At 70.7% G+C, this 12,022-nt stretch carries 10 protein-coding genes and 1 tRNA gene; 7 read left to right on the top strand and 4 right to left on the bottom strand.

The genetic code is table 11. The features are described 5' to 3' along the window. Positions 1-80: 80 nt before the first annotated feature. From AQI95_RS31170 to AQI95_RS31155, 4 genes are all read left to right on the top strand, one after another. Positions 81-860 (top strand): HAD-IIA family hydrolase, encoded by a 780-nt coding sequence (locus AQI95_RS31170; RefSeq protein WP_067131413.1) that lies wholly within the window; start codon positions 81-83, stop codon positions 858-860. Between the two features lie 105 nt (positions 861-965). Then, on the top strand, positions 966-1,559 hold the full coding sequence (locus AQI95_RS31165; protein ID WP_067131410.1) for a hypothetical protein: 594 nt from the start codon (positions 966-968) through the stop codon (positions 1,557-1,559). Positions 1,560-1,568: 9 nt separating this feature from the next. Continuing rightward, a complete protein-coding gene (locus AQI95_RS31160; protein WP_067131407.1) occupies positions 1,569-2,237 on the top strand; it encodes a class F sortase in 669 nt (222 codons plus the stop codon). Positions 2,238-2,334: 97 nt separating this feature from the next. Next, a complete protein-coding gene (locus AQI95_RS31155) occupies positions 2,335-3,357 on the top strand; it encodes a glycoside hydrolase family 6 protein (protein ID WP_067131405.1) in 1,023 nt (340 codons plus the stop codon). Between the two features lies 1 nt (position 3,358). Here the strand turns inward: AQI95_RS31155 and glxA are convergent, their stop codons facing one another. The 4 genes from glxA to AQI95_RS31135 all read right to left on the bottom strand — a co-directional run bounded on the left by glxA (position 3,359) and on the right by AQI95_RS31135 (position 8,651). Continuing rightward, entirely contained in the window at positions 3,359-5,296 is a 1,938-nt protein-coding gene (gene glxA / locus AQI95_RS31150) for a radical copper oxidase GlxA (RefSeq protein ID WP_067131401.1), read from the bottom strand. Next, a complete protein-coding gene (locus AQI95_RS31145) occupies positions 5,293-7,305 on the bottom strand; it encodes a glycosyltransferase family 2 protein (protein ID WP_067131398.1) in 2,013 nt (670 codons plus the stop codon). The genes glxA and AQI95_RS31145 overlap by 4 nt, the downstream gene beginning before the upstream one ends. A 318-nt stretch (positions 7,306-7,623) precedes the next feature. Then, a complete protein-coding gene (locus AQI95_RS31140) occupies positions 7,624-8,400 on the bottom strand; it encodes a FadR/GntR family transcriptional regulator (protein WP_244188904.1) in 777 nt (258 codons plus the stop codon). Positions 8,401-8,577: 177 nt separating this feature from the next. Continuing rightward, a tRNA-Lys gene (locus AQI95_RS31135) sits at positions 8,578-8,651 on the bottom strand. Positions 8,652-8,849: 198 nt separating this feature from the next. On the opposite strand from AQI95_RS31135, the gene AQI95_RS31130 reads away from it, so the two are divergent. From AQI95_RS31130 to AQI95_RS31120, 3 genes are all read left to right on the top strand, one after another. Further along, on the top strand, positions 8,850-10,079 hold the full coding sequence (locus AQI95_RS31130) for a peptidoglycan-binding protein (protein WP_067131395.1): 1,230 nt from the start codon (positions 8,850-8,852) through the stop codon (positions 10,077-10,079). Between the two features lie 59 nt (positions 10,080-10,138). Continuing rightward, entirely contained in the window at positions 10,139-11,260 is a 1,122-nt protein-coding gene (locus AQI95_RS31125) for an SPFH domain-containing protein (protein WP_067131392.1), read from the top strand. Between the two features lie 110 nt (positions 11,261-11,370). Next, positions 11,371-11,976: a lytic polysaccharide monooxygenase auxiliary activity family 9 protein gene (locus tag AQI95_RS31120; protein WP_067131389.1), complete on the top strand. Its 606-nt coding sequence runs from the start codon at positions 11,371-11,373 to the stop codon at positions 11,974-11,976. Positions 11,977-12,022: the final 46 nt, after the last annotated feature.

The raw sequence follows: 12,022 nt of genomic DNA, 5'->3' as shown, positions 1-12,022 counted from the left end.
TGACTAGGCTGGGGGCGTCGGTACGCCGTGGTTCCGGCGCCCCCGCTTCTTGACCGTACGCACGCCAGGAGACGCACACCATGCCCGACCGCAAGCCCATAGAGTCATGGCTCACCGACATGGACGGCGTCCTGATCCACGAAGGGGTGCCGATCCCTGGCGCCGACGCCTTCGTGAAGAAGCTGCGCGAGTCCGGGCGGCCCTTCCTGGTACTCACCAACAACTCCATCTACACGGCCCGCGACCTGCACGCCCGGCTCAACCGCATGGGCCTGGAAGTCCCGGTGGAGAACATCTGGACCTCGGCGCTCGCCACCGCCCAGTTCCTCAACGACCAGCGGCCCGGCGGCAGCGCCTACGTCATCGGCGAGGCCGGGCTGACCACGGCGCTGCACGACATCGGCTACATCCTCACCGACCACGAGCCCGACTTCGTGATCCTCGGCGAGACCCGCACCTACTCCTTCGAGGCCCTGACCAAGGCCGTGCGGCTGATCAACGACGGCGCCCGGTTCATCGCCACCAACCCCGACAACGTCGGCCCGTCCACCGAGGGCGACCTGCCCGCCACCGGCTCGGTCGCCGCCCTGATCACCGCCGCCACCCGCAAGAAGCCGTACTTCGTCGGCAAGCCCAACCCGCTGATGATGCGGGCCGGTCTCAACGCCATCGGCGCCCACTCCGAGACCTCCGCGATGATCGGCGACCGCATGGACACCGACGTCCTCGCGGGCCTGGAGGCCGGCATGCGCACCTTCCTGGTGCTCAGCGGTGTCACCCAGCCCGCCGACGTCGACCGCTACCCCTTCCGTCCCTCGCGGGTCGTCGACTCCATCGCCGACCTGGTCGACCTGGTCTGACCTGCCGCTTCCACACCCGGTCCACCCGTTCGGAGCAACGGGGCGCCTCCCGAGGATGCGGGAGCGCCCCAGCCGGGGGAGCCTCCTGATAACTGGAGGTTCACGATGGGCTCACTACGCCTCACTCTCTGTACCGGAATCCTGGCCGTCGCCGCACTCGCCTCGCCCGCCCACGCCGCCGACACCGGCTCGGTCTCCGTGACCCCCGCCTCCCCCGCCCCCGGCACCGATGTGGCCCTGCGGGTCAGCGGCTGCTCAGGGTCCCAGGGCACCGCCGTCTCCAGCGCCTTCGTCAGCGACGCCCGGCTGACCGGAAGCCAGGGTTCCCTGTCCGGCGAGACCCGCGTCCGCTCCTCCCTCGCACCGGGCGCGTACGACGTCCGGGTCACCTGCGCCGACTACGTGATCAGCGGGAGGATCACGGTGGCCGGCAAGGGGACGGGAGGAACGGGGGCGACCGGGGCGACGGGCAGCGGCCGGGGGTCCGGGCAGGACGGGAACGCCGGCCGTGAGCCCGGCGACGACGCCTCGCCCGTCGCCCCCGTCCACGCGGGCGGCGGCGGCACCGCGCACTTCGCCACGGTGGCCACCACCGAGTCCGGGCCCGACACCGCCCGGGCGGTGTCCGGCCTGGCCCTCGCCGGGATCGCGGCGGTGGCCGTCGGGCTGCGCGCCCGTCGGAGCCGCAACACGCGCTGAAGGCGGCCCATGTCCGACGACCACGAGCACCCCACCCTCCCCGGCCGGCTGACCACCGTCCTGGCCTGGGCGCTGCTGCTGCTCGGGCTGTGGCTGTGGGGGCGCGCGCTGACCGGCGTACCGCAGGGCACGGGCGGCCCCGCCACGGGGGACGCGTTCGCCCTCGGGCCCGTGGACCCCGCGCTGCTGCCCCGCGCCGCCGAGCCGCTCGGGGACGCCCTGCCCCGGCGCGTCGACATCCCCCGGCTCGGTGTGCGGGCACCGGTGGTGAGCCGGGGCCTGGACGCCCAGGGCGCCGTGGACCCACCGCCGTTCGACCAGCCGGGCGTGGTCGGCTGGTACGGCGCCGGCACCAAGCCCGGCGCCCGGGGCGCGGCCCTGCTGGTCGGGCACGTCGACACCACGACCCGGCCCGCGGTCTTCTACAAGCTCAGCACGCTCCAGCCCGGCAGCACGGTCCGGGTGGTCCGCTCGGACGGCAAGGTCGCCGCGTTCACCGTCGACGACGTCCGCGTCCTGCCCCGCGTCGGCTTCGACGCCCACCAGGCCTACGGCCCCCACCGGGCCGGCCGCGCCGAACTCCGCCTCATCACCTGCGGCGGCACCTTCGACCGGGCCAGCCACAGCTACACGGCCAATGTGGTGGTGTCCGCGTACCTCACCGGAACCACCCGATGACCCCCGTACGCCCCGCCACGCGACCTCGTGACGGACCGGCCGGACATGCCACGATTGCACCCTGACCGGTTCGCCCAGGGGGATCAGGGGGATTCGTATGGACGACAGCAGGGGGGCCCGTTCTTCCGCGCGGGCGTCGGCGGCGGCGGTGCTGGGAGCGCTGCTGCTGCTCGCCGGATGCTCCTCCGGAGGCAGTGACAAGAACGGGGATCCCGGGGGCCGGATCACCCAGCAGTCCAAGGCCGCCGACCCGTTCTGGGTCAACCCGGACGGCACCGCGGCCCGTCAGCTCGCCGCGTACACCACGTCCGGCGACAAGACGAAGGCCGAACAGATCCGGAAGATCGCCGAGCAGCCGGTGGGGGAGTGGGTCGGCCCGGAGAACCCGGAGCAGGAGGCCCGCGGCTTCACCGAGGCCGCCGAGAAGTCCGACCGCACGGCCCTGCTCGTCCTCTACGACATCCCGCACCGCGACTGCGGCCAGTACTCCCAGGGCGGCGCCGCCGACGGCAACGCCTACCGCGCCTGGATCGACGCGGTCGCCCGGGGCATCGAGGACCGTCCCACCATCGTGATCCTCGAACCCGACGCCGTGCTCCACCTCGTCGACGGCTGCACCCCGGCCCAGTTCCAGGAGGAGCGCTACGACCTCCTCAAGGGTGCGGTCGCCAAGCTCAAGTCACTGCAGAACACCAAGGTCTACCTGGACGCGGGCAACGCGGGCTGGGGCCACCCCGACCAGATCTTCCAGCGCCTCGGGCAGGCCGGCATCGACCAGGCCGACGGCTTCTCCGTCAACGTCTCCAACTTCTACTCCACCCAGGACTCCATCGCCTACGGCAAGCAGCTGTCGTCGAAGGTGGGCGGCAAGCACTTCGTGATCGACACCAGCCGCAACGGCAACGGCCCCTACACGGCCGGCGACCCGGCCCAGCGGTGGTGCAACCCACCGGGCCGGGCCCTGGGCGAGACCCCGACGACCAGGACCGCGGACCCGCTGGTCGACGCCTACCTCTGGGTCAAGCGACCGGGAGAGTCCGACGGCACCTGCAAGGGGGGCCCGAAGGCGGGGAACTGGTGGGCGAGTTACGCACTCGCCCTCGCCGAGAGCAGCAGGTGACTCAAGGAACCCTGACCCATTGAGCCTTGGACGGCGTCCCCTGGTCGTCGTCCACGAACACCATGTACCACCCGGACTGCACCAGGTCCCGATTCCTCGGCACCGTCACCGTGATCCTGTCCCCGGACGTCCTGAAGTCCAGCGCGACGGACCGCTGATCCACGTCCGTCACATGCGTCGACGCACTCGGCCGGATCAACCGCACCTTCTTCACGCTCGACGCGTGATCCGACGTGAACGTGCCCGAGGCGCCGCGGGCGATCGTCTGCGGACCACCGCTGAGCGAAGGCCGGGAGTCCCGGTACAGATACGGCGGCGTGTAGATCTCGATCCGCTGCTCGAACTTCCCCGGCTCGGTGTTCGCCTTGTCCCCGTACAGCGAGTCGGACCCGAAGAACATCACCCGCCCGTCCGGCAGCAGGATCGACCCGGAGTGGTAGTTGCGCCCCACCAGCGGATCGGCGACCTGGGTGAAGCTGTTGCTGTCCGGGTGGTACAGCCGCGCCTGAAGGATGTTCGAGTCGCCGCGGCCCCGGTAGTCCTGCGAGCCCCCGCTCACCAGAACCGTGTCGTCGGGCAGGATCGAGGTCTGCGGATAGCGGGTCCCCTTCGCCAGCTCGGGCCCGTCCACGAACTCGGGACTCCGGGCCTTCAGATCGATGAGCCGGGTCTTCCTGCTCGACAGCTTGGACTCACCGACGCCACCGCCGCCGACCACCATGAACTTCTCGTTCTGCGCCGGAGGCAGCAGCACGGTCCCGGACGTCTCCATCATCTTCGGATCGCTCAGTCCGGGCAGCTTGGTGAACCGGTTGGTGTCGACGTCCCAGATGCCGGGATCCCGGCCCACGTCGTCCGGCCCGTACCCCGCGTTCGAACCCGAGTAGAAGATCTTCCCGTTCTGCATCAGGAACAGCGCCGGATACGTCGGGAACTGCCGGATCTTCTTCGTGTACGTCCACTTCCTGGTCTTCGGGTCGAAGATCTCGTTCTTGCCCGGCACCAGCTGACCGATGTCGTCGAGGCCGGAGACGCCGAGGACCCTGCCGTCCGACAGGGTCGTCAGCGTCGGATACCAGCGGGCCTCGTTCATCGGATCGACCTTGATGTACCGCTCGGCGACCGGATCGAACTCGTAGGCGTCGCGGATGCCCTGGAAGTCCTTCTTGTCCAGGGCGAGTTTCTGCGCGATGCCGTACGTGTTGCGTGCGTCGGCGCCGGTCAGGCCCTTGATCGTGTAGTTGTCCTGGGTGCCGGTCTCGTACGCGGTGCCGCTCGCCCGCGCCTCGACGTAGATCCGGCCGAGCCCCGGGTCGTTGCGCAGCCACGCGCCCGTACCCGGGTCGAACACCTTCTTCGCGCGCGGGACCAGCACCGGGTCCTTGGACACGAACGTCCTGCCGTTGGTCCTCCCGGTGAAGCTGGTGCCCGCCGGCAGGGTGATCGGCTTGTCGGGGTTCTCGTTGTGGACGATCATCAGGCCGCCGGCCTTGGTGACATCGCCCTTGAGCTTCTCGTACCGCTTGGTGCCGCCCGCGATCAGCAGATTGCCGTTGGCCAGCTGTGTGTGCCCGGTGCAGAACAGGTCGTTGGGCGTGGGGATCTTCTTGATCGTGCCCTTGACCGGGTCCCAGATCCGGGTGTCGAACTTCTTCTTGTCGAAGTTGGCCTGGTTGTTGCCCGAACCCGCCACCAGCAGCACCTTGCCGGTGTGCAGGAGCGCCGCGTGGATGGTGTCCTGGCGGTACTCCGGAGGGAATTCGATGATGTCCCAGTGGCCGTTCGCGGCCTTGTACTCGGGTCTGTTGATCTTGTACTGGTGGTACTGCGCGGTGCCGAAGCGGTACACCCACGGCCCGTTCATCCCGGCCAGCGCGAGTACCACCGCCGTACCGATCGCGAGCCTGCGGGCACGACGGTGGCCGGCCTGGTCCTTCATTTCTCACGTCCCCCAAGTCCGCCGAGTCCGCCGAGGGCGATCTGCATGGTCTGCTCGTCGTCCCCGCCGCGGTCCGCTCCCCGCTCCCCGTGCCCCGCGCTCGCCCAGGTGGGCCGCTGCTGCGGGACGTGCGGCGCGCGGGCCGCGTACGGCGCGGGCACCGCGGCCGGCGGCTGCGCGGGCGAGGCGGGCGAACCGGCCGAGCGCCGGGTGCTCCTGCGCTCCTGGCGCAGCGTGTACCGCCAGGCGAAGATCGGCGAGGCGGTGATCAGCAGGGCGAAGGACGCCCAGGTGATCATCGCGGGCTGGGAGTGCCCGAGCGCGAAGCCGGCGGCGAGCGAGCCGGCGAAGACCAGGATGAAGAACCAGTGGATGCGGAACGTCCCGAACAACGTGTCGGGGCTCGCCGATTCACCCTTGGGCGTCACCACGAACCTGCTCTTGCGGCGCAGTACGGCGTCCATGAGGGAGCGTGCGTAGATCGGCGCGGACAGGGCCGACATCACCATGCCCGCGACACCGCCGGAGCCCTCCGGCTCGTGCGGGGAGACGTTGTGCCGCCGGTTCCAGATGTACAGGCCGATCTGGAGCGCCGAGGCATTGCCGTACAGCATCAGCCACACGGTCGGGTCGATGTTCACACCCGAGGCGCCCAGGCCCAGGAACAGCGCGCAACTCAGCGCCGCGAGGATCCAGTTGAGGGCGGACATCGGATAGAAGACGATCATCATCGTGTAGTTGAAGAACTTGCCCGGCCCCAGGGTGAAAAGGCCCTTCCAGTACTGCTTGAGGATCGTCTCGTACGTCCCCCGGGACCACCGCAGCTGCTGGGTGAAGAAGTCCGTCCAGGCGTTAGGGCCCTCGCCGACGGCGAGCACGTCCGGGGTGTAGACCGACTTCCACTTCTTCCCCGTCGCCGGGTTCTTCGCGCGGTGCATCTCGAAGCCGGTCGCCATGTCCTCGGTGATCGAGTCGTACAGCCCGCCGATCTGCCGGAGCGCGCTGATCCGCACCGCGTTGGAGGTGCCGACGAACATCGGGGCGCCGTAGCGGTTGCCGGCGCGCTGGATCAGGGCGTGGAAGAGGAACTGCTGGGACTCGGCGGCCTTGGTGACGAACGTGTCGTAGTTGCCGTAGACCTGCGGTCCGATGACGAAGCCGACGTCCGGGTCCCGGAAGTAGCCGAGCATCCGCTCCAGGTAGTTGGGCAGCGGTACGTGGTCGGTGTCCACGGAGGCGAAGAAGTCGTAGCCGTCGCCGTGCGCCGCCAGCCAGGCGTTGTAGTTGCCGTGCTTGGTCCTCGCACGGTGCGGGCCCTTGGCCTGGTTCCAGTGGGCGACGCCCTTGCGGGTGAAGTGATGGACGCCGAGCCGGGCGCAGACCTCCTTGACGGCCGGGTCGTCGCCCTCGTCCAGCAGCCATACGTGCATGAGGCCCCGGTGGCGCAGTCTCACCGCCGCCTCCAGGGTCTTCGTCACCATCTCCAGCGGCTCCTTGCCGGGCACGAAGGAGGTGAGGAAGGCGACGCGGGTGCCGGTCTGCGGGACCACCGGGACCGGGTCGCGGGCGACGAGCGTGGCGTGCGCGTTGGACAGCACGTTCATGCAGCGGAAGAACTCGATCAGGCCGATCGAGACGAGCATGACGGTGTCGAGGGCCGGCAGGAAGTCGTAGGCGGGATAGTCGCGTTGCGTCCAGTGCTCGGGCTGGAGCAGCCAGAACAGCAGCACCAGGGAGAGCAGGGGTGCCGCGCCCAGCATCAGCGCGGCGCGGACCCGGTGCGGCTCCTGCGAGAGCAGCGACCGGTACTGCACCCGGTACGGCTTGGTCGGATCGGGCTGGGTGAGGGGGCCCGCGAGCCGGCTGTAGTGCTCGTAGTCGTATCTCGGCAGGCTCTTCCGTATCCGGCGGAACTGGCCCGTCCGGTGGCTGACAGCCCTGAGCTGTGTGGTCTGTGACGGATCGTCGTGAGCGTGGCTCGGCCCGGCGCCCGTCGGCGTCGACGTCATGAGTCATTCCCCCCACACGCAGGTCACCGCGTGTTTCGTCGGTGCTTGGCCGTGCCCGGCCGGCTCCCCTTAAGCCCGCGCGCACGGTTCAGTGGTAGTCCGCAGCCCTCATGTCTTCCCCACTTCACAGACACAGGACGGCGACCTTCCGGTTGCATGATGCCCCCCTCGGCACCGATTCATGAGCGAGGCCCCCTCCCCGCTGGTCTGCAACCGGTTGCTTCCCCCCCCAACTCCCGCCGAACGGCGGCAGCTTGGACACCCAGGGTTCTATGGTGATCTGCATGATCGCAAGACGCGAAACGCGGTGTTTACCGGTCAAACCCGTTCATTGTGGCGCGCGTGGGGCTCGGGGGGCCGTCGTGCGCCGGTGGTCCCGGGAGGCCGGGGGGTGCCGGTGGTCTCGGGGGGTCGGGGCGCGCCGGTGGTGGAGAGGCGGACACGGATGTTGCCGAAGTGGTCTCTTATGGCCTCCTCCGCCCGTATCGAGTCGCCGGACCGGACCGCGTCCAGGATCTCCCGGTGCTGGCGGCAGGTGACCCTGGGGTCCTGCGGCACGTCCACCAGATCCCGCTGCACCCGGTGGAAGGCGTCCCAGAACGCCTCCAGCACCTCGCTCAGCAGCACGTTGTCCAGCCCCCGGTAGAGGGTGGCGTGAAAGGCCCGGTCGGTCTCGGCGAGGCTCGCCCCCTCGGCGGCCTCCCGTTCCATACGGCTCGCGAGGGCGTCCAGTTCGGCGAGGTCCGCCTCCGGCAGCCGCCCGGCCAGCCGCGAGACCAGCCCTCTCTCCATGGCCTCGCGCAGCTCCAGCAACTGCAGCAGCGAGTCCTCGCCCCGGTAGTGGCCCGCGACGGTACGGAAGGCCAGCCCCTCGACCATCGGCGCGAAGGACATCGAGCCGACGTACGTCCCGAACCCGTGCCGGATCTCCACGATCCCCATCGCCTGCAGCGCCTTCAGGGCCTCGCGCACCGAGTTCCGGCTCGCGCCGAGGTGGTCCATCAGCTCCGGCTCGGTCGGCAGCGGGGCTCCCGAGGGCAGCCGCCGGTCCACGATCAGCTTCTTGATCCGCTCCTGAAGGTCCCGGGCTGCCATGGCCAGAGGGTATCCGGCCAATCGGGGGTACGGCCCTGTTCCGGCCTCCCGATCGCCGGGCACTGCGCCTGGGGGGGTGGGTGGCGGAGCCCTCACGTCGCGCGGCACAGCCACGCAGAAACAGAGATGGCGAGCCGGGTCCGCGATTTCTGCGGACGTGGCTCGCCATCGTCATCGTGCGCCGCCAGGGACTCGAACCCCGGACCCGCTGATTAAGAGTCAGCTGCTCTAACCAACTGAGCTAGCGGCGCCTGCTGACAGGAACAACTCTACCTGAGTCTTCGAGGTGCTCCCGACCACCTCCCGGTCACCCGGCGGTGGCCTGACGGGTGCCCGGAGGGGCCCTGTACATCATTCGGACCGTCAAAGTGGCGATCCGGTGGACAGTTGGGAAACTGACCAACGTGCACACTCGCGGACATATCCCTTCCGAATGTGAGGCAGATCGCATGACGGCTCCGGTGTTCGAGGAATTCGCCCCCGCGAGCGACTGCGACTGTCCCGGCTGCGTACGGGGGCGACGGGCCGGTCTCCGCCTGCCGTCCGGCCGCACCTCCGGCCGACCCGCCGCCACCTGCGCGGTCGTGGCGGTGGCCGCCGCCTCCGCCGTCCTCGGCGCGGTCGCCCCGGCCGCCGCCGTCACCCTCGACCGGCCCACCGGGGAGCGTCCCCACGCCCCCGACGGCGACGAGCCCCAGACCCCCCAGGGCGGCCGGGCTCCACTGCACGGCCCGGGCGGCAAGCCGGCCTCGCCCGCCGTCCCGATCCCCGCGGCCACCCGGACCCAGATCATCAACAGGGCCAAGGTCTGGGTGGCTGCACAGGTGCCGTACAGCATGACCGCCTTCTGGTCAGACGGTTACCGGCAGGACTGCTCGGGCTTCGTCTCCATGGCCTGGGGCCTGCCCGGCAACGAGTGGACGGGCAGCCTCGGCCAGTACGGAGTGAAGATCACCAAGGAGGAGCTGCAGCCCGGCGACATGCTGCTCTACCACAACCCCGACAACCCCGAGCAGGGCTCCCACGTGGTGCTCTTCGGCGGCTGGACGGACTACACGCACACCACCTACATGGTCTACGAGCAGACACCCCCGCACGCCCGCAGTCAGGCCACGCCGTATCCCTACTGGAGCCACGTCGACAAGTACATCCCCTACCGGTACAAGGGCGTGGCCACCGACGCGACGGCCGTGCAGCCGGTCACCGGCACGACGTCGGCCGCCCACCCGGCCACCGGCACGACGACGGCCGTCCATCCGGCGACCGCCACGACGCCGGCCGTCCACCCGGCCGCCGTGCCCTTCCGCTCCGGGGCCGACGGCAAGGGCCTGGGCATGGTCCTGGGGCTGGGGCTCGGCCTGGGGATCGTGCCGGGCGCGGCACGCACGCGCCGGACCGACTCGCACGGGGTGTCCGGATATCCCGGCCGGAACCGCTTCCGTCCGGGCGCGGAGAACGCGTATGTCACGGAGTTGGGCCGCCGACTGGTGGAGAAAGGGTTCGGCAGTTTCTACGCCGCCGGTCCCGGCCCGCGCTGGGGCGACGCGGACCGGCGTGCCGTCGAGGCCTTCCAGCGCGCCCAGGGCTGGCGCGGCGGTGCGGCGGACGGCTATCCGGGGCCGGAGACCTGGCGCCGGCTGTTCGCGGAGGCCGGGCCCGGCGAGGTGAGCGACCTCTGACCGCTCCGGTAACCCCACCCCTGTTCATGACGCATCTGGCGCGGAGGCTGGAGGCACGCATGAGTACGACCACGTCACACACACCACCCGAATCCGAGGGACCGGCGGAGGGCGCCGTGGGGCCGGGCGGGCGGCCGTCCCGGCTGATCCAGAACGAGACGACCACCGAGATCCCCGTCCATCTGCTCTTTCGCGGCGACCCCGACCCGGTGACGGTGCCGCTTCGGCCCGTCGTGGTGGGCCGCCGGCAGAGCACCGGTGAACTGCCGCGCCTCGGGCGCCGGGCACCGGTGCACCGCCGGGCGCTGCCGGAGGTCGACCCGGAGCTGGTGGAGCGAGCCGCGCGCGTGCTGCCGGGCGCCGCCGGGGTGCTCGCCGGGGCGTGCGGGACCACCGGGTGCCTGGCCGTCTCGTGGTGGGCGGGGATGCTTCCGTCCGGCGTGGTGGAGGCGCTGCGGCTGCCCGCGACCGCGGGTGCGGGGTTCGGTCCGGCGCAGTGGGCGATGTACGCCGGGGCCGGGGCACTCGGGTTGTCCGGCTTCGGCGGGCTGGCCCGGGGGCGGACCGGGCGGGCGTGGGTGCTCGGCCTGTTCGGCCGGTACCGGGGGACGGTCCGGCGCACCGGACTGCTCTGGGTGAACCCGCTGGTGCTGCGCCGCCGGGTCGATGTGCGGCTGCGGCACTGGCGCAGCGAGGCGATGCCGGCGGTGGATCCCGACGGGATGGCGCTCAGGGTGGTGGTGCTGGTGGTGTGGAGGGTGCGGGACACCGCGCGGGCCGTGCTCGGCGTCGAGGACCACGAGACCTATCTGACCGAGTGCGTGGAGGCGGCGCTGGCCCGGGTGCCGGTGGAGCCGGCGGGCGGGGTGACGGCGGCCGGGGACGCGCTGACCCCGCTGGTGGCCGAGGAGGCCGCTCCGGTCGGTCTGGAGGTGTTCTCGGTCCAGCCGGTCCGGGTGGACTACGCCCCGGAGGTCGCCGCCGCGATGCACCGGCGCAGCATCGCCGCGCTGGACGCCCAGCGGCGGGCCGGCATGCTCGGCTCGGTCGTGGACTCGGTGGAGGACACGGTGAACCGGCTGACCGTGCGCGGCCTGGTCGAACTCGACGACTACGAACGCAAGGTCCTGGTGCGGGACCTGACGGTGGCCTTCTGCTCGGGGCGCGTGGAGCCGTCGTAGCGGGCTCGCGATTGGTATGGACATGTTCAACAAGCGGCAATAATCTGACACTTGGTCTAGACCTACCTGCACAGCTCACCGAACTCCCCACGTTCTCCAGGAGCGGCAGTATGCGCACCAAGACCAAGTTGTCCGCGGTCGTGCTCGGGGTGGTGACCGCCGGAGCGTTCGCGCTCTCCACCGGCGGCGCCAGCGGGCACGGCTACACCGACCTCCCCATCAGCAGGCAGAAGCTCTGCGCCAACGGCACCGTGCCGGACTGCGGCGACATCCAGTACGAGCCGCAGAGCGTCGAGGGCCCCAAGGGCTTCCCGGCCGCCGGGCCCGCCGACGGTCAGATCTGCAACGGCGGACTGAGCCGGTTCGCCCAGCTCAGCTCGCCGGCCACACCGTCCGGCGGGGCCTGGCCCACCACCAAGGTGACGGGCGGCCAGACCTACACCTTCCGCTGGCAGTTCACCGCGATGCACGCCACGACGGACTTCAAGTACTACGTCACCAAGCTGGGCTGGAACCAGAACCACGCCCTGTCCCGCTCGGACCTCGACCTCACCCCGTTCCTGACGGTCCCGTACAACGGCCAGCGTCCGCCGGCCACCCTCAGCCACAGCGGCACCCTGCCGTCCGGGCTGAGCGGGCACCACGTCATCCTCGCGGTGTGGACGATCGCCGACACCGGCAACGCGTTCTACGCCTGCTCGGACGTCACCTTCTGATCCGTGTGCGCCGGTGCCGGGTGTCCCGGTCACCGGCGCATGTCCC

It is taken from the genome of Streptomyces yokosukanensis, from assembly GCF_001514035.1.
Classification (GTDB): domain Bacteria; phylum Actinomycetota; class Actinomycetes; order Streptomycetales; family Streptomycetaceae; genus Streptomyces; species Streptomyces yokosukanensis.
This window is presented reverse-complemented; position numbering and strand designations above follow the sequence as displayed.

Bases quoted from the DNA above. Each gene is read 5' to 3' on its own strand.
- AQI95_RS31170 (WP_067131413.1), top strand. From the start codon at position 81: ATGCCCGACCGCAAGCCCATAGAGTCATGGCTCACCGACATGGACGGC.
- AQI95_RS31165 (WP_067131410.1), top strand. From the start codon at position 966: ATGGGCTCACTACGCCTCACTCTCTGTACCGGAATCCTGGCCGTCGCC.
- AQI95_RS31160 (WP_067131407.1), top strand. From the start codon at position 1,569: ATGTCCGACGACCACGAGCACCCCACCCTCCCCGGCCGGCTGACCACC.
- AQI95_RS31155 (WP_067131405.1), top strand. From the start codon at position 2,335: ATGGACGACAGCAGGGGGGCCCGTTCTTCCGCGCGGGCGTCGGCGGCG.
- glxA (WP_067131401.1), bottom strand. From the start codon at position 5,296: ATGAAGGACCAGGCCGGCCACCGTCGTGCCCGCAGGCTCGCGATCGGT.
- AQI95_RS31145 (WP_067131398.1), bottom strand. From the start codon at position 7,305: ATGACGTCGACGCCGACGGGCGCCGGGCCGAGCCACGCTCACGACGAT.
- AQI95_RS31140 (WP_244188904.1), bottom strand. From the start codon at position 8,400: ATGGCAGCCCGGGACCTTCAGGAGCGGATCAAGAAGCTGATCGTGGAC.
- AQI95_RS31130 (WP_067131395.1), top strand. From the start codon at position 8,850: ATGACGGCTCCGGTGTTCGAGGAATTCGCCCCCGCGAGCGACTGCGAC.
- AQI95_RS31125 (WP_067131392.1), top strand. From the start codon at position 10,139: ATGAGTACGACCACGTCACACACACCACCCGAATCCGAGGGACCGGCG.
- AQI95_RS31120 (WP_067131389.1), top strand. From the start codon at position 11,371: ATGCGCACCAAGACCAAGTTGTCCGCGGTCGTGCTCGGGGTGGTGACC.